The 20,066-nt window shown below is 44.0% G+C and carries 16 protein-coding genes; 10 read left to right on the top strand and 6 right to left on the bottom strand.

Annotated features, from left to right (window positions below; genetic code table 11):
- Window positions 1-245: 245 nt before the first annotated feature.
- From CES82_RS06455 to CES82_RS12780, 3 genes are all read right to left on the bottom strand, one after another.
- Window positions 246-854, bottom strand: coding sequence for an anthranilate synthase component II (locus CES82_RS06455; protein WP_098824638.1), 609 nt, complete (start codon window positions 852-854; stop codon window positions 246-248).
- Complete coding sequence (locus CES82_RS06450) at window positions 838-2,313, bottom strand: anthranilate synthase component I family protein (RefSeq protein ID WP_098824636.1); 1,476 nt, start codon at window positions 2,311-2,313, stop codon at window positions 838-840. Before CES82_RS06450 ends, CES82_RS06455 begins: the two co-directional genes overlap by 17 nt.
- A gap of 1,165 nt (window positions 2,314-3,478) precedes the next feature.
- The gene (locus CES82_RS12780; RefSeq protein WP_263850125.1) at window positions 3,479-3,610 is read right to left on the bottom strand and encodes a hypothetical protein; all 132 of its coding nucleotides are present in this window, start codon (window positions 3,608-3,610) and stop codon (window positions 3,479-3,481) included.
- Between the two features lie 112 nt (window positions 3,611-3,722).
- Here CES82_RS12780 and CES82_RS06445 point away from each other — a divergent pair, with 112 nt between their 5' ends.
- The 6 genes from CES82_RS06445 to CES82_RS06420 all read left to right on the top strand — a co-directional run bounded on the left by CES82_RS06445 (window position 3,723) and on the right by CES82_RS06420 (window position 11,843).
- Window positions 3,723-4,589 carry a shikimate dehydrogenase gene (locus CES82_RS06445; protein ID WP_098824634.1) on the top strand — a complete coding sequence of 289 codons (867 nt, stop codon included), beginning with the start codon at window positions 3,723-3,725 and terminating at the stop codon, window positions 4,587-4,589.
- An 11-nt stretch (window positions 4,590-4,600) separates the two neighbouring features.
- Complete coding sequence (aroF, locus tag CES82_RS06440) at window positions 4,601-5,617, top strand: 3-deoxy-7-phosphoheptulonate synthase (RefSeq protein WP_098824632.1); 1,017 nt, start codon at window positions 4,601-4,603, stop codon at window positions 5,615-5,617.
- 1 nt (window position 5,618) lies between these two features.
- Window positions 5,619-6,695 (top strand): 3-dehydroquinate synthase, encoded by a 1,077-nt coding sequence (gene aroB / locus CES82_RS06435; RefSeq protein WP_098824630.1) that lies wholly within the window; start codon window positions 5,619-5,621, stop codon window positions 6,693-6,695.
- A 220-nt stretch (window positions 6,696-6,915) separates the two neighbouring features.
- Window positions 6,916-7,878, top strand: a complete 963-nt coding sequence (locus tag CES82_RS06430; protein ID WP_098824628.1) for a LacI family DNA-binding transcriptional regulator — start codon at window positions 6,916-6,918, stop codon at window positions 7,876-7,878.
- Window positions 7,879-8,110: 232 nt separating this feature from the next.
- Window positions 8,111-9,526, top strand: coding sequence for an SLC45 family MFS transporter (locus CES82_RS06425; RefSeq protein WP_098824626.1), 1,416 nt, complete (start codon window positions 8,111-8,113; stop codon window positions 9,524-9,526).
- Between the two features lie 58 nt (window positions 9,527-9,584).
- Window positions 9,585-11,843: a glycoside hydrolase family 65 protein gene (locus CES82_RS06420; RefSeq protein WP_098824624.1), complete on the top strand. Its 2,259-nt coding sequence runs from the start codon at window positions 9,585-9,587 to the stop codon at window positions 11,841-11,843.
- Window positions 11,844-11,892: 49 nt separating this feature from the next.
- Here the strand turns inward: CES82_RS06420 and CES82_RS06415 are convergent, their stop codons facing one another.
- On the bottom strand, window positions 11,893-12,741 hold the full coding sequence (locus tag CES82_RS06415) for an SAM-dependent methyltransferase (RefSeq protein ID WP_098824622.1): 849 nt from the start codon (window positions 12,739-12,741) through the stop codon (window positions 11,893-11,895).
- A 248-nt stretch (window positions 12,742-12,989) separates the two neighbouring features.
- Complete coding sequence (locus CES82_RS06410; protein WP_098824621.1) at window positions 12,990-13,430, bottom strand: helix-turn-helix domain-containing protein; 441 nt, start codon at window positions 13,428-13,430, stop codon at window positions 12,990-12,992.
- 135 nt (window positions 13,431-13,565) lie between these two features.
- On the opposite strand from CES82_RS06410, the gene CES82_RS06405 reads away from it, so the two are divergent.
- Genes CES82_RS06405 through rny form a run of 3 tightly spaced genes read left to right on the top strand, consistent with a single transcriptional unit; the run spans window position 13,566 to window position 16,891 of the window.
- On the top strand, window positions 13,566-14,525 hold the full coding sequence (locus tag CES82_RS06405) for an alpha/beta hydrolase (RefSeq protein ID WP_098824619.1): 960 nt from the start codon (window positions 13,566-13,568) through the stop codon (window positions 14,523-14,525).
- 46 nt (window positions 14,526-14,571) lie between these two features.
- Window positions 14,572-15,249, top strand: coding sequence for a YoaK family protein (locus CES82_RS06400; RefSeq protein WP_180245686.1), 678 nt, complete (start codon window positions 14,572-14,574; stop codon window positions 15,247-15,249).
- Window positions 15,250-15,301: 52 nt separating this feature from the next.
- Complete coding sequence (gene rny / locus CES82_RS06395; RefSeq protein ID WP_098824615.1) at window positions 15,302-16,891, top strand: ribonuclease Y; 1,590 nt, start codon at window positions 15,302-15,304, stop codon at window positions 16,889-16,891.
- Window positions 16,892-17,232: 341 nt separating this feature from the next.
- Here rny and CES82_RS06390 read toward each other — a convergent pair whose 3' ends face one another.
- On the bottom strand, window positions 17,233-18,207 hold the full coding sequence (locus CES82_RS06390; protein WP_098824613.1) for a LacI family DNA-binding transcriptional regulator: 975 nt from the start codon (window positions 18,205-18,207) through the stop codon (window positions 17,233-17,235).
- A 165-nt stretch (window positions 18,208-18,372) separates the two neighbouring features.
- Here CES82_RS06390 and CES82_RS06385 point away from each other — a divergent pair, with 165 nt between their 5' ends.
- Window positions 18,373-20,058 (top strand): glycoside hydrolase family 13 protein, encoded by a 1,686-nt coding sequence (locus CES82_RS06385; protein ID WP_098824611.1) that lies wholly within the window; start codon window positions 18,373-18,375, stop codon window positions 20,056-20,058.
- Window positions 20,059-20,066 lie beyond the last annotated feature (8 nt).

The following is a 20,066-nucleotide window of genomic DNA, read 5'->3' as shown; positions in this document are numbered from 1 at the left end:
CGTAATCACATTTCCGACAACTGACGTATGTCTGTACGTGCTCCCGTACTCGGTATCTTTCGGGGCGCCCCTCTGTGGTCCATTTAACTACCTGCGTTCGGTCGCACTCTCAGCTACGGCGGCTCTCTTTACGTGCACGATAATCTTGATCTCCACATCATTGGTTTGTATGAGCGAATTTGTTTGATTGACAATAGATTAAAACTTTATGAAAATATTGTCAATACTTTTTTCTAAATTTAATTTTATGCAAGCCTGCCCAGCGCCATTGCAATGCGAATCTGAGCCAAATAATTTTTAATAATTTGTTTGCCAACTTCAGCATCGGTCATGATGGATTCAGGGTGAAATTGAACGCCGTAAACCTGGTTAGCTTCATCAGTCACAGCTTGAATCGTACCATCATCAGCGGTTGCCGTGACGGTTAAGTCACCTGGCATGGTTGAGGGTTCGATAACTAGTGAGTGGTATCGAGCAGCTTCAAATTGAAGGGGACAATTTTTAAACATGTCCGAATTTCCTTGCTGGGTCATCATTGAAGGCTTGCCGTGCATCAGTTTCGGTGCGTGAACTACTTGGGCGCCATAGGCTTCACCGATTGCTTGGTGACCGAGGCAAACCCCGAGAATCGGTACTCTGCCAATAAAGACGCGAAGAATTTGCATCATATTACCGGCGTCTTCCGGACGACCAGGACCTGGGGAGAGGATGATCCCAGTGGGGTGTTTGGCCAATAATTCATCAGCAGTGAGTTCATCGTTTTTGACTACGGTGATAGGTTCCTCACTCAGTGTGCCGATGAGTTGATACAAGTTATAGGTGAAACTATCGTAATTATCAATTAGATAAAGCATGAGCGACGCCTCCTTGATCTGCTGTGTTAATTGCGTTAACCACTGCACGGGCTTTGTTGTTAAATTCCTGATACTCGTATTTGGCGATGCTGTCGGCCACGATGCCGGCTCCGGAATGAACCACGATTTGATCACCTTTGCGGTAAGTTAGCCGAATCCCGATGCAAAGGTCCAAGTCACCGCTGAAATCCAGATAACCGAGACAGCCACCGTAAACGCCGCGTTTGCGATTTTCGAGTTTAGCGATAATCTGCATGGCGGAGATTTTTGGTGCGCCTGATAGCGTTCCAGCGGGCAGAACTGCGTTGACGATATCCATGGCGGATGCTTTCGGGTCAGCAGTACTTTCCACCGTTGAACCCAGATGCATCACGTTAGCGAACTTCAGTAGGTTACGGGTCTTAGTTACCTTGACGGAACCAAACTGACTGACAACGCCTAAATCATTTCGACCTAAGTCAATCAGCATGTTATGCTCCGATTTTTCCTTTTCTGAAGTCTGCAATTCATGAGCAAATTTATCGTCTTCTTCTTTAGTTGCCCCACGACGTCTGGTACCCGCTAATGGGTAGGTGAACAAGGTGTTGCCACGTTTAGTGATCAGGGTTTCCGGTGACGCACCTAGGGTTTCAAAGTCGCGGTGGTGGAAGTAGAACTGGTAGGGGCTTGGACTATCCCTGAACAGGGTTGGCGCAACGCCCAGCAACGAACCGCTCATAGCAGCTTGTTGCGGATTTGAGAAAATCAGTTGGAAAATATCGCCGTCCACGATGTGTTTTTGGGCAACCGCGACTCGTTCTGAAAATTCTGAAAGGCTGAATTGGAAATGAAAGGGCTGAGTCAAAGCAAAGCGTGGTAGTGGCTTTGGCTGAGCATTCAGAATCAGCTGTTGAAGCTGTTTTAAATCAGCCATCACATCAGCGTAGCGTTCTTTCAGTTCATCTGTTGGAATGATTTGACTGATGGTGACTTTTTGCTGGCGGTGGTTGTAAGCAATGACGCGGTCAACCAACAGCAGATCTGCGTCATCCAGATTCATTGGGTCAGCTACCTTTTGTTTGAGTGCCGTTGTGGCATACTTGGCATAATCATAGCTAAAGTAGCCGATTAACCCGCCAGTAAATGGTGGTAGTCCAGAGATAAGAGGTGTTTGGTGTTTTTTTAAGATGTTTTCTAAAATGGGCTTGAGTGCCGTTTCTTTGGTGGTGGTTTCGCCACCTTCAACCGTGGTTGTTAGTACGCCATCACGGTAGGTGAAGGTTTGCTTTGGGGCGAGACCAATAAAGGTATAGCCATCTTCGGTCTTCTTAGGTTTCCCAGTTAAGAGAAAGCCGGGTTCTTGGGCTTCTTTCAAAGCGTTGAATAGCGTTACAGCGTCAAAGTCGGGCAGCTGAAATTCTAAGGTAACGGGTGCTGCTGGATAACCTTTGGCAGCGGTGAGCAGTTCGTTTAGTGTCATGGTAAATTCCTCCAATTTAGTGTTTGTTAGGGTTTAGGATATTAAAATTTGGAGTTTGCCATCGTTTTTGGTTGTTGGGATTTGTCATACATAGGTGCTCCTTTACGGTTAGAGTGCTGAAACGCGTTCGAGAAAACTGAGACCTGCATGTAAGGGACTTGGAACATAAATCCAAGACCGGGATTTTTGTTCCAAGTCTCTTACACTCCGGTCTCAAAGCGTTTTCTCTCACGCTTTGCAACAAAAAAACCGCCCATAACAAGAACGCTACAAATAGCGTTTGAGTTAAGGACGGATATTATTTCCGCGGTGCCACCTTAATTTGATGCAGGGACTGCTCCCTCGCATCACCCTTAGCGAAATGCGTCATCACATTTCCGACAACTGACGTATGTCTGTACGTGCTCCCGTACTTGCAAGATAGGCATCATAGCCTAAACGTGTTGCGGTTGGCAGAGACCTATGTATCAGCTAACTAAAACATAAATCCAAAACCGGGATTTTTGCTTTAGTTAGCTTCTTATACGCTGGTCTCTAAACGCCAACCTCCGCACTCACATCTTTCAGGGCGCCCCTCTATGGTCCATTTAACTACCTGCGTTCGGTCGCACTCTCAGCTCCGGCGGCTCTCTTTACGTGCACGGTAATCTTGATCTCCACATCATTGGTTTGTATGAGCGGTGTTTAATTGGCACTTACATTACGCAATAATTTAAAATTTGTCAAGTTGAAAGAATAATCTACTTATTCAATTCTCATAGTCATTAATGAAAAATAGTCGGCTTTAATAAACGAGAGTAATTCTGTCTAATGTAAGAACCTCTGTCATTTAGTAATCAACTTAATAGTTCACACGGATAATGATTGTTTTAATCGCCTTAGTATTTTTTAAAAGTACAATAAAGCTTATATTTCGGGACATTTGGTCGCTAAATGATACTTTGAAAATATTTGCTAAAAATATTTAAAAATAATGATGCAGCCATAAAAGCCGTTAATATGCACTTTTTAAAGAGTGTTTGAAAATTAAAGAAGATTAAAATTAGGTTAGTACTTGACAGAATTATTCTAATAGTTTATTGTCTTATACAACAAATCAAAACAGCAAAGGGAGTTCCAATTATGATTCTGAAAACGAAAGCATTAAACCGACAATTAAATCGATTTAGTTACTATTGGTCAATGTAGTGTCTACACCGGACAGGTTGCAGACACGCATCACTGCAATCTGTGCGGCCAATAGTTTTTCAGCATCATTGCCGGTCACACAGAAAGTTTTCAAAACACTGTGTGACACGGAAAATTCCGTTGTTATAAAATTCGACGTCAAAACGTCTCGCAGTGTTTTGTGAAAACAAAACTTTGCGAGACGTTTTTATTTTGAATAAGAAATTTAAGGAGGTGACAAATTGGTTGATGCACACACAAGTTTATATGGCTTTATTGCTAAACCAGCGCGGCACAGTTTGTCACCGCTGATTCACAACACAAGTTTTCAGGCGTTAGGTATCAACAGCGTTTATCTCGCATTCGACGTTGAGCAAGCACAGTTCGAAAGTGCGGTTCAATCCATGCGAGCGCTGCCGATACAAGGTATTAACGTTTCGATGCCATATAAACAACAGATTATTGAATATCTTGATGAGCTAACTCCGGTGGCTAAACAACTGGAGGCGGTCAACACGGTTATTAACCAAGATGGCCGTTTGATTGGTGACAGTACGGATGGTGAAGGGTTCATTCATGCATTACAGGATGAACGAGTGACTGTGAAAGGTAAGCGAGTAGCGGTATTAGGCGCTGGCGGTGCTGGAAGAGCGATTATTTTAGCAACGGCCAACGAAGGCGCGGAAGTCACCGTCTTTAAACGGCAAAACAGCACGTTTAACGCATTGCGGGAACGGCTTACCAGTTGGTCAGAGCGGATCCGAGTTTTTCCTTATGAAGATCAGGTTCAAATGGCAAAGGTGCTTCAGCAAGCGGACGTTATCGTCAACACCACTAATCTTGGCATGGCACATGACGCACGCAGCCCCGTTTCACCACCGGTCATGCAAGTGCTTCACGCGGGTCAGATGGTTGCCGATGCAATCTATGCACCGCTTGAAACACCGTTCCTAGTTCAGGCTAAACAGCAGGGTTGCCACACGATGAATGGTCTTGGCATGTTGGTTCAGCAAGCGGCCGGGTCATTTAACCGCTGGACGGGTCAGCAAATGCCAGTTGATAACGTTAAAGAAGCAATTAAACAACAATTAGAACACACCAAAAAGTGAGGATGATAAATATGATTATTGTATTAAAGAATGACGACCAAAACACGATTGCAGAACTCCAACAACACTTCGGTAATACCCACGAAATTTTTGTCCATAATAACCGAGTAGCCGTGCAAGGCATTACGGATGCAGATTTATCTGATAGTGAACGTGCAGCTGCTGAAGAACTGATTGATACCGTACCCAAGGCTGTCCAAGGTAGCCGTGAATTCCATCCAGAAGATACGGTGATCCGAACAAAGCACAGCATTATCGGTGGAGACAACTTCACTATGATGGCTGGTCCATGTTCCGTTGAATCAGAAGAACACGTGATGAAGATGGCAGCCGTTGCCAAAGCTAATGGTGCAACAATTCTCCGTGGGGGCGCCTACAAGCCACGGACCTCACCATACTCATTCCAAGGCTTAGGCGAAGATGGGTTGAAGTTCTTACGCCGAGCAGCTGATCAATACAACATGGACGTGTTGACTGAAGTCATGGATGACGAGCACGTGAAGTTGGTTGCTAAATACACGGATATTTTCCAAATTGGTGCCCGTAACATGCAAAACTTCTCATTGTTGAAAGCAGTTGGTAAAACGAATATCCCAGTCATGTTGAAGCGTGGCATGTCAGCAACCGTTGACGACATCTTAAACGCCTCAGAATACATCGCTGCCGGTGGTAACCACAACATTATGATTGCTGAACGTGGGATCCGGACATTCGACAACAAATACACTCGGAACACGTTAGATGTTGGCGTTGTGCCAGTTCTTCAGAAGTTAACTCATTACCCAGTTATCATCGACCCAAGTCACGCTTCAGGTCATACCGAATTTGTTACGCCATTAGCCTTAGCCGGTGTTGCTGCTGGTGCTTCAGGCTTAGTTGTTGAAATTCATGATGATCCAGCGCATGCATTGTCAGATGGGCCACAAGCTTTGAAGCCAAATGAATTCAAAGAATTAGCCGACAAAGCATTTGCTATTCGTGAATTATTAACGGATATGCCGGTAGAACAAGCGGAAGCGGGGCGCTAGAATGACAACTGTTTCTGTGAAGTTACCAGAGACAAAATATGATGTTTTAATTGAACGCGGCCTGTTAAAGCAGGTTGGTGAATTAGTTTCAAAACAGTGGTCAGCACGTAAAATTGCGCTGGTCAGCGATGACAATGTAGCACCGCTATATCAGGAGCAAGTTTCTGACTCATTGACGGCTGCAGGCTTCGATGTTCACCGTTACGTTTTTCCAGCGGGTGAAGCTTCTAAATCACTGACCACGCTGGCTGATCTAGCACGTCAAATGGCTAACGATGCCTTTAATCGTGATGATAGCGTAATCGCATTAGGCGGTGGTGTTACAGGCGATTTGGCAGGCTTACTCGCCGCATCATACATGCGGGGACTTTCGTTCATCCAGATGCCAACGTCATTGCTGGCACAAGTTGATAGCTCAGTGGGCGGTAAAACCGCTGTGGATCTTGATAACATTAAAAATATTATTGGCGCTTTTTACGAGCCTGATTTAGTCATTGTTGATCCTGATACCTTAGCCACCATGAAACAGCGTGACTTGGTTGAAGGGTACGGTGAAATAGTGAAAACTGCTGCACTGGAAGGTGGTGACTTTTGGCAACTCATCGAGACCATTAATAGCCCAGCCGACTTAATCACCCATTCACCCGAATTGAGCGCACGTTCGATTCATTACAAGGCTACGGTGGTTATGGCTGACGAAACGGAAAGCGGTACACGTCAGTTATTAAACTTCGGTCACACGATTGGGCACGCTGTTGAAGCGTTAGCGGATGGCGGTCTGCGTCACGGAGAAGCTGTCAGTATTGGGACGGTCGCAATTATGCGGGTATTCGAAAACGCTGGTTTAGCGGAAGAGGGTATTACGGCAAAATTACGTGATCGCTTTGCGGCTGTTGGTTTGCCAGTGACGGATGAGTTATTGACTTCACCGCTTGTGCTGGACAAAGTCAAAAACGATAAAAAGAACCGGCATGGTCACTTGAATTTAGTCTATCTGACGGCCATCGGAAAACCTAAAATCAAGTCGATTCCAAGTAGTGACATTGCTTCATTTCTACATCTATCTGTAGCTGATTAGTTATTGATAGCACGTCATAACAGTGTTTGGGAAGGCGTTGTTACGACGTTAAGGACATTATTTGAAAATTTGAAATAGTTTAAAAAAATTCTGAGGATAATCTCCTCAGAATTTTTTGAGTTACAAGATGAAAATCACAAACTTATTCATAACAACCGTGAAGTCGTTACGGCACACTGATATTCTGATACAATAGAGAAAAGTGAAAGGAAGGATCGCCATGGTCACAATCCGAGACATTGCTAAACGTGCTGGAGTGTCTGTCTCGACAGCATCCCGTGCGTTAAATAACCATCCCAAAATCAGCCAGAAGACCAAGGATAAGATTAAGGCATTGGCTGACGAAATGGGGTATCGGCCAAACTACAATGCCAAGAATTTGACTAACGGTGTATCTAACGCAATCGGCGTGGTATTTCCGCCAGGTGAAATGAGTCTGGCAACTAATCCGTTTTACGTGGATATCTTAATGGGTATCAATCGCGAGTTACGGCCGAGAAATGGCGTTTTGTCAGTAGCTATTGCGAACACCGTGGCAGAATTGACGGCTAACGTTTCAGCACTGATCACGCAAGGCCTTATTCGGTACTTTGTGTTGCTGTACTCCAAGAAAAACGACCCTATCGTTAAACTACTGCGGGAACAAAAAGTCGACTACGTTGTCATCGGTGATCCTAACAGCGAAGATGAAAACTTCGTTAACAACAATAATCGGTTAGCCGGTCAAAAAGCTGGCGAATACATGCTACATAAGTTTAATGCTAAGCGGACGTTATTTGTTGAATCTGATCCTGAACAGGGATACGAACGTCAACGACGATTAGGCTTTCAAGAGGCCATGGCTACAGCTAAGGTGCCCACTGAAGTGCTCAAAGTAACTGATCAAGGACAACTTCAGTTGGATGATGCTGTTGCTCAATTTTTGATGACGCGTCAGACGATAGAGGGGATCGTAACCACTGATGATACACTTGGAGTCATGATCTATCAGCTGCTTTGGCGGCAGCTTGATCGCGACATTCCGTTGATCAGTTTTAACCGTAATCGGCCGAATGATTTGTTAATGGGAAGTTCAGTCCGTTTTGTTGAACTCTATCCACAAAGTATGGGCGCTGCGGCAGTCAGAGTCTTGCTTGATCCGGAGAAACGGTCGGAGATCATTCCATTTACTATAGAGAGGTAAGTCCACTGAAACAACTAATACTGTAGGTTTAGACGCCGTTGATTATAAAAAAATTTTAAAATTATTTTGAGTGGGGCTGAAGCCTATCATAGTAGGGAAGAGCGGAATTTTATGTTTCGCTCTTTTTAAAAAAAATTAGTGCAACCGGTTGCATTATTATGGAACCGGTTGCATAATGTTTTTTGTAGAAAGCGTTTGCAATCATTTTTAATTTCTTTGAGGAGGGATTCATATGGCACAATCAGCAACTGAGGTTACTGATGGGACAGCAAAAACTGCTGAGCCCAAAAAAGATTTATTGCCATCATTGCCAACTAGCACAATTTTCCTGATCAACTTCGGGTTCCTAGGTGTCCAAATGGCGTTTCAACTTCAAAGCACGAACATGGGGCGGATTTTCCAAACCATTGGTGCAGATCCAAATAATTTAGGTTTCTTCTTCATTTTGCCACCACTGGCCGGAATGGTCGTTCAACCGTTAGTCGGTTATTTCTCAGACCGGACCTGGATGCCGAAGTTAGGCCGTCGGATTCCGTATTTGTTAATCGGTGCTGTGGTTGCCATGATCGTGATGTTCTTGCTGCCTAATGCTGGTAGCCTTGGGTTTGGTTATGGTTCAATGGCTGCCCTTTGGTTTGGTGCCATCACGTTACTGTTCATGGATTTGTCATCTAACGTTGCGATGCAACCGTTCAAGATGATGATTGGTGACATGGTCAACGAAAAGCAAAAAGGCTTTGGTTACTCGATTCAAAGTTTTGCTTCCAACGCTGGTGCTTTGCTGGCAAGTATCTTCCCATACGCATTGACTGCCTTGGGTATTGCTAACGTGGCTAAGAAGGGGACTGTTCCTAACTCAGTTGTCTGGTCATTCTATGCCGGTGCCATTATTCTGTTACTTTGCTGCTTACTGACTGTCTTCCGTGTTAAGGAATACGATCCAGTGACTTACGCTAAGTATCATGGGATTTCTGATAACAGCAAGAAAAAGGGTATTTTTGAAGCTTTAAAGACTGCACCAAAGATTTTCTGGACCGTTTCCATTGTTCAATTCTTCTGCTGGATGGGCTTCCAATACCTTTGGACTTACTCAACTGGTGCTATTGCTGATAACGTATGGCACACTGCTAACGTTGCTTCAGCAGGATATCAAGCTGCTGGTAACTGGTATGGTGTGATGTCAGCCGTTCAAGCGATTGCTGCCGTTATCTGGGCACTGGTTCTTTCACGGGTTGGCAACAACCATCACAAACTGTTCTACTCAATTAGCTTAGTCATGGGTGGTCTCGGTTTCGGTTCAATCTTCTTTATTCATGATAAGTACACGTTGTTCTTCTCATTTATTCTGATTGGTTGCGCATGGGCTGCTATGAACGCTTTCCCATTCACGTTCTTGACCAACGCTATCGAAGATTCAGAAAACATGGGGACTTACTTAGGTTTGTTCAACAGCAGTATTTGCTTACCACAAATCGTTGCTTCAGTTGCAAGTTTCGCCTTATTCCCACTGTTAGGTTCACATATGCCAACCATGCTTCTCTTGTCAGGCATCTTCCTGATTTTAGGTGCTTTGAGCGTTGGTGTTGTTAAAGAAGTTTGGGCTCGTAAGTCTGATGCTGAAGAAGAACCAGCAGACGCCGAAGATTAATTTGCAAAAATGTTCATTAAAACTCAGTGCATAAGTTAACAAGGAGGACTATCCCAATATGAAACGAACTTTTGAAGTCACCCCCTGGAATATTGTTACTCATAAATTAGATCCTGAAGACAAGCGCCTTCAAGAATCAATGACCAGTTTAGGTAACGAATACATGGGGATGCGCGGATTTTTTGAAGAAAACTACTCAGGCGACACCTTAAAGGGAATTTACCTTGGCGGTGTTTGGTTCCCTGATAAGACTCGGGTTGGCTGGTGGAAGAATGGCTATCCTAAGTACTTTGGTAAGGTTATCAACGCAATCAACTTTATTAAATTGAACGTTTTGATCGATGGCGAACCCATTGATCTGGCTAAAGATAAGGTTTCGGATTTTGAATTGAATCTGGACATGAAACAGTCCAAGTTGACCCGTTCCTTCACGGTCACCAAAAACGGTCATGCCATCGCTATGAACTTCGAACGGTTCATCAGTGTTGCTAATAAGGAACTTGTCGGTATTCGCGTTACAGCCACTAACAAGAGTAACGATGCGGTGAAGGTGATGTTTAAATCAGCCTTGGATGCTGACGTTCAAAACGAAGACGCCAACTATGACGAACGTTTCTGGGATGTTCTTAAAACCCAACAGAATTCAACTGATGGTTCGATTGTTGCGATTACCAAAGAAAATCCGTTTGGCACACCACGGTTTACTGTTGGCATCAAGATGACTAACGAAGCTGATTTAGATGTTGAAAAAGTTGACCAGCCAAATGATAAAGAAGTCGTTAACCAATTTAGCGGTGAATTAGCCCCTAACCAGAGTACGGTTATCACCAAACGGATCACCGTTGTCACTTCCCGTGATTATGATACTCAAGATAAGCTGGAAGCTGCTATGAATGAACTTAGTGGTAAGGTAGCTGCGATTTCATATGATGATTTATTTGCTACTCATGCTAAGATCTGGGCTGATCGTTGGGAAAAGTCCGACGTTGAAATCGATGGCGACACTGAATCACAACAGGGTATTCGATTTAACCTCTTCCAGCTGTTCTCCACTTATTATGGTGAAGATAGCCGCTTAAACATTGGGCCAAAAGGGTTCACTGGTGAAAAGTACGGTGGTGCAACTTACTGGGATACCGAAGCCTTTGCCGTTCCCGTCTATCTGGGAATTACGGATCCTAAGGTAACTCGTAACCTGTTAATGTATCGTTACCAACAGTTAGATGGTGCTTACGTCAATGCCAAGGAACAAGGACTGAAAGGTGCTTTATTCCCAATGGTGACCTTCAACGGGATCGAATGCCACAACGAGTGGGAGATCACCTTTGAAGAAATTCACCGAAATGGCGATATTGCTTTTGCTATCTATAATTACACGCGTTACACCGGCGATAAGAGCTATGTATTGAACGAAGGCAGCAAAGTATTGACCGAAATTTCTCGGTTCTGGGCTGACCGGGTTCACTTTAGCGAACGCAATCAGAAATACATGATTCACGGTGTTACTGGACCTGACGAATACGAAAACAACGTTGATAATAACTGGTACACCAACTATCTGGCTAAGTGGACGTTGCAGTACACTTTAGAGATTTTAGACCAAGTTTCTCCAGAAGTAGCCAAGAAGTTGGGCGTTTCTGAAGACGAAAAGAAGCACTGGCAAGATATCATTGATCGGTTCTACTTACCAGAGGACAAGAAACTTGGAATTTTCGTGCAGCATGATGGTTTCTTGGATAAGGATCTTAAGCCGGTTTCGTCCATTCCTGCTGATCAATTACCAATCAATCAGCACTGGTCATGGGACAAGATCTTGCGTTCGCCTTACATCAAGCAAGGTGACGTGCTACAAGGTGTTTGGGACTTTATTGATGACTTTACACCAGCACAAAAGAAGGCGAACTTTGACTTCTATGAACCATTGACTGTGCACGAATCTAGTCTGTCTGCAGCTATCCATTCTATTTTGGCGGCTGATCTGCACTACGAAGATAAGGCTGTTAAGATGTACGAACGGACTGCTCGTTTGGATCTTGATAACTACAACAACGATACGGTAGACGGTCTGCATATCACTTCAATGACTGGTGGCTGGTTAGCTATCGTTCAAGGATTCGCTGGTATGCGGGTTCGCAATGACCAATTACACTTCGCACCCTTCCTCCCTAAGAAGTGGAACAGTTATAAATTCCGGATTCAATTCCGGGGACGTTCAATTCAAGTCCGAGTTGATCAAAATGGGACTAACCTCACGCTTTTGTCAGGGGACCCATTGACTGTTGATTTAGCAGGCAAGCAAGTTGAACTTAAGGATTAGTAGATAAAAATAAAAGAAGCTGAGAAGATTGAAAATCTCGGCTTCTTTTTTATTTTACTAAATAAACTTGATCATGAATCAAATCAAACTGATTAAAATGCTTGTTCAGTGCTTTTACTGCTGGGGTATCTAACAGCTGCGCATTCTGCCAGAAGACTTTCGAATCGGTTGCGCCATCTTTCTCACCAATCACAATAAAGTCGTAATCCTTATCAGCTGCACGGATTTGCTGCAACAGCTGCCAGTCTATTTCCAAACCATCTGGGGACCACACCATGATAATGACATCGACTTGGTCCTGATATTTAGTGAAGGCATCACTAGCCGTAAGCTGTTCAATGTCAGTTACGGGATGCTTGCCCGTTTCGTTTTCCTTGGTCCAGTCCTTCGAGTCAGTGGTAATGACGGTTTGACCGTTTTGACGCAATCCTTTCGAAACGTATCCGTTACCGGCCATGACTTCTAGTGTTGGTCGGCCGTTAACGAAATCGGCTAGATCTTTAGCCACTGGTGCTGAGATATAGGCCCACATCCCGTAAGTTTCTTCGAGATAATCACGGAAGCTGCGCAGCTTTTTATCCAGATCAGGCAGGGCATTCGATAATTGATCCCAACGTTTATCACCAGCAGGATCGCCAGCTGGGAATGTTTCGTTGAGTTGTTTGAAAATGACATCCTGAGTATTATCAGGCAGTAATAGTTTTGGCAGGGTTTGTGGTAAAAGACCCTGTTTGAGCAAGCGGTCAGCTTGGAGAACATTGTTGATCAGAATTTTGATCGTTGGGAAATCAGCAAACAGACTGTTGTATCGTTCCATGGTTGCAATGTAATCTGATGGTTTAGCAGTATGCTGACTGCGCGCGCGTTTCAGTAGTTTTTTCTTTTGTTTTGGATTCAAAAAAGGGACCTCCAGACATAAACAAGCTGTGACAAAACTCGGTAGATTCCAGAATTTAACGTGAATAATGCCTATTCCGCGATTCTTGCGGAGTAGGCATTATTTGCGTTAAATGGCCGGAATCTGAGTTTTATCGCGTAATTAGGCTATAGTGACGTGTAGAGCTAAAGTACAGTGTTAACTATTTACAGCTCAAAATTGATTGAAATACTTGCCAATATAGACTGATAGCACAGCCTCGTTCTGTTTTAATTTTGCTTATCGTTATCAAGCCCAAGTTCCAGTGATTCTTGATGGGTAATGGGGGTGTTCTCATCGTTAGTATCCAGGCGACGGGAACGGCCGTGAATGTAGCCGTTCATCAGTTGATAGATGGCGTAACGATCATCGGATGATAAGGCTTTTTCGCCAAATTTCAGTTCTTTACCGGACAAAAATAACCGGTCCAAGTCGTATTCATCGCGTTCGGATTTACCGGCTAGATAGTCCATGGTAACATCAAAAAATTCTGCTAATTTGCGGACTTCCATGTAAGAAGGAACCCGGATGCCACGCTCCCAATTACCAATTTGAGCTGCGGTATTTCGATGTTCCTTATCTGGTTTAAATAATTGATTTAAGGCGGTTGCCAACTGGCCCAGCGTTAAATCTTGACCACGGCGCAACGCCCGGAGTCGTTCGGAAAACATGCACATCACCTCTTATCTACTATTGTAACCCTAACGGAGCGTTTTGTGGGTGTTGGTTTAGATTTTGCATAGTGGTTTGTTCAATTTAAGTCCCACATGCGATATGGTATGATAAACCTCGTATACTTTTGAAGAATGAGGTGCAGAAAAGTGAATAAGCGTTTAAAACACTGGCTGATCGGTATTTTGATCGTGGTCGGTGTTATCTGTATTGGAATTGGTTCAGCAGGTTATTACTTCTATAATATGGCGGTTGCTCGTGGTAAAAAGACCTTTATTAATAACAGTAACACCATTAAGAAAAGTGACCCGTTATACCACGAAAAAAGTTGGTATCGCGGCACTAAGAAACTGGTTTGGCACGAAACTTCGGCTACTAAACATTTTAAATTAGTGGCTAATTACGTACCCGCAAGTAAGCAAACCAATAAAACTATCGTGATTGCCCATGGTTTTGGTGGCAGCAGTGACAAGATGGGGGAATACGCAGGGTTGTTTCACGAACTCGGATACAACGTACTGTTACCAGATGATCGTGGTGCCGGTAAGAGCCAAGGTAATTACATTGGCTATGGCTGGCCTGACCGACTGGACTACCTGAAATGGATCAAACAGGTTATTCGCAAAAACGGGCCACAGTCACAAATCGTGGTGTTTGGGACTAGCATGGGCGGTGCGACTACCATGATGGTCAGTGGCGAAAAGACGCCTAAACAGGTGAAAGCCTACATTGAAGACTGTGGTTATACTAGTATTTATGATGAAATTAAATATCAGGCCAAATCAATGTACAATATTCCAGAATATCCGTTAGTCCCCGTAGTCAGCGGGATTAATTACCTTAAGAACGGATATACCTTCAAACAGGCTAGTGCGCTGAAACAAGTTGCTAAAAACCATAAACCAATGTTATTTATTCACGGCACAAGTGACACCTTCGTGCCAACACGGATGGTTTATCCGCTGTATAAAGCGGATAAGGGACCAAAGCGATTGCTGCTGGTGAATGGCGCTAAACATGCGAAATCATATGAGCACGCTCCTGCACTATATCGGAGTACGGTTAAAGCCTTTTTAGACCGGTACTTTAATTAGTAAATGCTATAATTTAGCCAGATATCTTTTTAGGGGGATGTTGCTAATGGCTACAAATCGAGCTTCATTTAGCTGGCTGACCTTTCTAGCGACCTTTTCAATGGGAGCCGTTGATGCCTATACGTATATTGCGCATAACGAAACCTTTGCCAGCGCACAGACTGGTAACCTGGTTGTTTTCGCGGTGAAATTTGCCCGTGGTGGCATTGGTCAAGCGTGGGTCTGCTTGCCTATCTGGGTAGGTTTTGCGCTGGGCTGCTTTGTGGCACAGGCCGCGTTAAGCTGGCTGAATAATAAACGGGATTTAAGACAGCGTTACTTGTGGTTAATGAGTATTGTAGTAGTCACACTGCTGATTGCTGCACTGGGTCAGAAGTGGTTCAGCGAGCTGGTACTGATTTTTATTTTAGGCTGGTTATCAGGATACGAACTGACAAGTTTTCGTGAAGTTAAGGATACAACGGTCAATAATGGAATTATGACTGGGAACACGAAGAACATGATGGTGTCGCTATATCATTGGCTAATTGAACATGATCGTGCTGCTCGTTCTAAGTGCTTATGGTTAGTGGCGACACTCCTAACGTTTGTGGTGGGAGCTAGTATCTCTGCAATGGCTTGTTTAAGAATGAGTGCGGATCTGGTAATGTGGACGGTTCTGTTCTTAAACGCAGCTGGTCTGCTAGTGATTTACTTGACCAGTCGCTTTAGAAATGACGCGTAATAGCGTATAATAACAAACGTATATCGAAACTATAGATTGAGGAAGTGCCGACATGATTGATACGATTATCGTGGTTGCCACCCTCGTGATTGGCCTGTTGGCGGGCTTTATTTTACGCCGTCAAAAGCACCAGCACGAAGTTGATGAAGCAGCCCGACAAGCAGCGGCACTTCGGGAGTCCGCGCGTAAAGACGCGGAACAGCAAGCAACAAAATATCTCACTGAAGCGAAAGCGAAGATTCAAGAAGATCGGCAAGCAACTGAAGCCGAGTTAGCAGATCAGCAGACCGAGACTGAAAATCGTTTGAAACGAACTGAACAGCGTCAGGTGACACTGAAACAGATGGAGGAACGGTTAAACCAGCGGCAAGCTGCGATTGAAGAAACGCAGACTGCACTGAATGACGATCAAACCCATCTGACAGAAACGAAAAGTCAGGCGCGCCAGTTATTTGTTGACCGTCAAAACGAAGTGGCTACACGCGCTGAGTTAACGATCAACGAAGCGAAGGATCACATTCGACAAGAAACGGCTCGTAACCTTGAGCAAGAAGAAGATGTGACGGTTCGTGAGCTGACGGATAACGCTGAAGCGTCCGCGGATAAATCTGCTCGTAATCTGATTATTGAATCGATTCAACGCGGACCAGTAGACTGGCCCCGTGAACACGCAGAACACTCTGTTTTGGTACCTACTAATGAAACGAAGAGTAAGCTGATTGGTCGTGATGGTCAGCATATTCGTTTACTAGAATCGTTGACTGGTACCGATTTGGTTTTTGATCCTGAGCAGCCGAACTTGTTGCTGATCAGTACCCATGATCCAATTCGGCGTGAGACGACGCGTATCGCAATTGAGAGCTTGTTGGCTTCCCGTAAAATTACGGCCGCTGCAATTGAAAAACAGGTGCAAACTGCCCAAAACGACGTACTGAAGGATCTTCGCCAGACTGGTGAACGAACCGTCAGCATGTTAAAGATTGGTTTTATGCACCCAGACTTTATGAAGATTATTGGTCGTTTGAAGTTTAGAACGTCATACGGTCAAAACGTTTTGAATCACTCCATTGAAGTTGCTCAGATGACAGGGGTCATGGCTGTCGAATTAGGTGAGGACGTTCGTTTAGCTAAACGAGCTGGCCTCCTACATGATATCGGGAAAGCTATTGATCACGAAATCGAAGGGACTCATGTGGAAATTGGGGTAGCTTTAGCCAAAGCTTATGGTGAAGATCCAATTGTAATCAATGCGATTGCTGCTCACCATGGTGACGTTGAAGCAACTTCACCAATTTCAATATTGGTTGCCATAGCGGATGCCGTGTCAGGTTCCCGTCCTGGTGCCAGAAGTGAGTCAGTTGAAGAGTATATCAATCGCTTGCACAGTTTGGAAAAGATTGCTAACGATCAAAAAGGTGTTCAAGAAAGTTACGCTATTCAAGCTGGTCGAGAGATTCGAATCGTGGTTAAGCCAAAGGTGCTGGATGATGAAGCCAGTGCTGAATTGACGGAAAACGTGAAGAATCAGATTGAAGACGAATTGACTTATCCAGGCAAAATCAAGGTTACAACGATTCGTGAACTGCGAGCCGTTGAGTACGTTGGTGATAAGCCGGGTAAAAAGAAGAAAAAAAGGGCGTAAATGAAATAGAGTGTGAAAACAAGCGTTTAGAGAGTGGAGAATAAGGCCACAGGCAACGGAAATCCCGGGTTTGGATTTCTGTTGCCTGTGGCCTTATTTGCAACTCTCTGCTTGTTTGAGCATATTTCAGCAAAGTGAAAGGAAAGACCATGGGTTTGGGATTTGTGCTGGGGGTCCTTTACATGCAGCTGTCTGCTTGTTTGAACACGTTTTGGAAAATGGTGATATAACTGACTTGGTAGATGAATTTAATCTAAATAATGCCTATTCTGATTTTTCAGAATAGGCATTATTTGTATTATTTGCATTAAATGTCAGGAATAAACTTCTGTCACGACTTCTTAGACAGAGTCTCTCGTTAGTATCTCATAAGGTACCGTCACATTCTCAGCAAGATCATGCGCCATAATTTTTTGCACGGCCAGTCGTCCCATTTCTGAAAAGGGCTGTTTAACGGTGGTTAGAGCTGGTGTCACGATTTGAGCAACGTGAGAATCATCAAAACCAAGTACGGCTAATTTCCCAGGAACCTTGATGTGATGGGTATAAGCGTAAGATAGCACGCCCGCTGCAGCATCGTCACTGGCAGCAAAAATTGCATCTGGCCAATCATCGCCGCTTAATAAGTGTTTAGCAGCTTTAACGCCAGCTTCAAAGGAGAAGTCGCCTTTAACAATCAAGTCAGGATCAAGCGAAATATGAGCTTCTGCCAGCGCTTTTTTATAGCCGGTGATTCGCTTGATACCGGTCTGTGGGTCACTATGATCAACGGCCACTAAAGCAATTTTGCGATAATGACGGTTAATGAGAAACGTGGTGGCATCGTGAGCGGCTTGAACGTCATCAATTTCAATCGAAGGATGATGTGGGACGGTCACGTTTAGCGAGATCAACGGGATATTAATGGATTCTAGGTAGTTTAGATTATCATCATCAAACTGTACAGCTACGGAAATAATACCGCTGACTTTCTGACCAGCCATGAGATCAAGGCAAAAGCGTAGGCGCTTGGGGTCGTTTAAACCGCAGTGTGCCAGCAAGATGCGGATATCGTGCGCGTACGCAGTATCTTCCACACTATCGATGATGGGGGAAGCAAAACTGGATTTAGAGTCAGTAATGATGACCCCAATCAAGTTTGAAGTTTTAGCGACTAGGTTTGATGCGGCTTCGTTTTTTTGATAGTGGAGTGAGGCTGCGATTTGTTCGATTTTAGTTTTGGTTTTATCGTTATAGCCACCGGCGTGGTTGAGTACCCGGGATACCGTTGAAGGGGTCACACCGGCGAGCTTTGCGATGTCTTTGATAGTGACCATCAGTTATCTCACCTCAAGTTTCTAGTACAAATTATACCAGTCGGTCATTGACATTAAAACTAGAGTCCCTATAATTAAGGATGTAAGCGATTACTTAGAGAATTGCTTTTTATTTTAGAAATTAGCTCAAACGTTTGAGTAAACCTAAATTAGGGAGAATATAACATGACACAAACAAAAAAGTACTGGTGGCAAAACGCCGTCGTCTACCAAGTCTATCCACGCAGTTTTCAGGATAGTAATAATGATGGTATCGGTGATATTCAAGGGATTATTTCACGGTTGGATTACATTAAAAAGCTTGGTGTAGACATCATTTGGTTAAATCCAATGTACAAATCACCTAATGTAGATAATGGTTATGATATCAGCGATTATCGTGCGATTCATCCAGACTTTGGTAATTTGGATGATTTCAAAGAGCTATTAAGTCAGGCTCACAAATTAGGTCTGAAAATTATGATGGATTTAGTAGTCAACCACTCCTCGGACGAAAATAAGTGGTTTGAAGAAAGCCGCAAAGGTAAGGAAAATCCGTACCGCGACTACTATATCTGGCGTGATCCAGTGGACGGACACGAACCCACTAACTGGGGTTCATACTTTTCTGGATCAACATGGCAGTTTGATGAAGCTTCAGGTCAGTATTACTTGCATCTTTTTGCAACGAAACAACCTGATTTGAACTGGGAGAATCCCAAGCTACGTCATTCAGTTTATGACATCATGAACTGGTGGGCAGACATGGGTGTAGACGGTTTTAGAATGGACGTGATTAATCTTATTTCTAAGCCAGCCAAGTACGAAGATGGTAAGTTAGCTGACGGTGAGCGGTATGCTAACGTTGAACCCATCGTTGCCAATGGCCACCGAGTCCATGAATTTTTGCAGGAAATGCACCAAAACGTGATGGACAAGCATGATTTAGTAACGGTTGGTGAAGCACCGGGTTCGACGGTTGATGATGCTAAAAAGTACGCCAATTTGGATGAAACTGAGTTAAACATGGTCTTTCAGTTCGAACATGTTTCTCTAGACGGCAATAAAAAAGCCGTGTTCGGTAAGTGGGACGATCGGCACGTTACCCTAAGTGAGGTACGTAACAGTTTGGGCAAGTGGCAGACTGAACTCGGCGGCAAAGCATGGAATTCACTGTATTGGAACAACCATGATCAGCCCCGGGCAGTTTCACGGTTTGGTAATGACAGTACGAAGTACCGGGTCAAGTCAGCCAAGATGTTAGCCACCTTGTTGCACTTCCTGCAAGGGACACCGTACATCTACGAAGGTGAAGAAATCGGAATGACCAACGCCCACTTTAAACAGTTGTCTGATTATCAGGATTTGGAAACGCACAATATTTACAAGCAGTTAGTTACCGATGAGAAGTTGATTGACTCAGACACCATGATGAAGTACATCGAATTTCACTCTCGGGATAACGCCAGAACACCAATGCAGTGGGATGACAGTGAAAACGCCGGATTCAGCAAGCATCAGCCATGGTTGAAAGTCAACCAAAATTACCAGCAGATCAACGTCAAGCAGGCGCTTGCTGATCCAGATTCAGTCTTTTACTACTATCAAAGACTCATCAAGCTACGTCATGAATTACCAGTGATCACCGATGGCAAATATGAGTTGTTACCAGGTAATGAGCAGGATCAGGACGTTTATGCTTATACCAGAAAAGATGCCGATACAACGTTGTTTGTGATCGTGAACTTCTCGGCTAAGACATTGATGCGGCAATACGAGTTGCCTGAGGACAAGCAACTTTTGATTTCGAATTATGATGACGATTTAAAGGATCAATTAAGACCATATGAGGCTAAAGTTTACCAATTTTAGGATATTAA

The organism is Secundilactobacillus silagincola, from assembly GCF_002583405.1.
GTDB classification, from domain to species: domain Bacteria; phylum Bacillota; class Bacilli; order Lactobacillales; family Lactobacillaceae; genus Secundilactobacillus; species Secundilactobacillus silagincola.
Note: the sequence above shows the minus strand (reverse complement) of the source record. Positions and strands in the feature narration are given on the sequence as shown.

What these genes read in the sequence shown, in the direction of transcription:
- CES82_RS06405 (WP_098824619.1), top strand. Translation starts at nt 13,566, where the DNA reads ATGAGGTGCAGAAAAGTGAATAAGCGTTTAAAACACTGGCTGATCGGT.
- CES82_RS06450 (WP_098824636.1), bottom strand. Translation starts at nt 2,313, where the DNA reads ATGACACTAAACGAACTGCTCACCGCTGCCAAAGGTTATCCAGCAGCA.
- CES82_RS06425 (WP_098824626.1), top strand. Translation starts at nt 8,111, where the DNA reads ATGGCACAATCAGCAACTGAGGTTACTGATGGGACAGCAAAAACTGCT.
- aroF (WP_098824632.1), top strand. Translation starts at nt 4,601, where the DNA reads ATGATTATTGTATTAAAGAATGACGACCAAAACACGATTGCAGAACTC.
- CES82_RS06400 (WP_180245686.1), top strand. Translation starts at nt 14,572, where the DNA reads ATGGCTACAAATCGAGCTTCATTTAGCTGGCTGACCTTTCTAGCGACC.
- CES82_RS06420 (WP_098824624.1), top strand. Translation starts at nt 9,585, where the DNA reads ATGAAACGAACTTTTGAAGTCACCCCCTGGAATATTGTTACTCATAAA.
- CES82_RS06430 (WP_098824628.1), top strand. Translation starts at nt 6,916, where the DNA reads ATGGTCACAATCCGAGACATTGCTAAACGTGCTGGAGTGTCTGTCTCG.
- rny (WP_098824615.1), top strand. Translation starts at nt 15,302, where the DNA reads ATGATTGATACGATTATCGTGGTTGCCACCCTCGTGATTGGCCTGTTG.
- aroB (WP_098824630.1), top strand. Translation starts at nt 5,619, where the DNA reads ATGACAACTGTTTCTGTGAAGTTACCAGAGACAAAATATGATGTTTTA.
- CES82_RS06410 (WP_098824621.1), bottom strand. Translation starts at nt 13,430, where the DNA reads ATGTTTTCCGAACGACTCCGGGCGTTGCGCCGTGGTCAAGATTTAACG.
- CES82_RS06385 (WP_098824611.1), top strand. Translation starts at nt 18,373, where the DNA reads ATGACACAAACAAAAAAGTACTGGTGGCAAAACGCCGTCGTCTACCAA.
- CES82_RS06390 (WP_098824613.1), bottom strand. Translation starts at nt 18,207, where the DNA reads ATGGTCACTATCAAAGACATCGCAAAGCTCGCCGGTGTGACCCCTTCA.
- CES82_RS06455 (WP_098824638.1), bottom strand. Translation starts at nt 854, where the DNA reads ATGCTTTATCTAATTGATAATTACGATAGTTTCACCTATAACTTGTAT.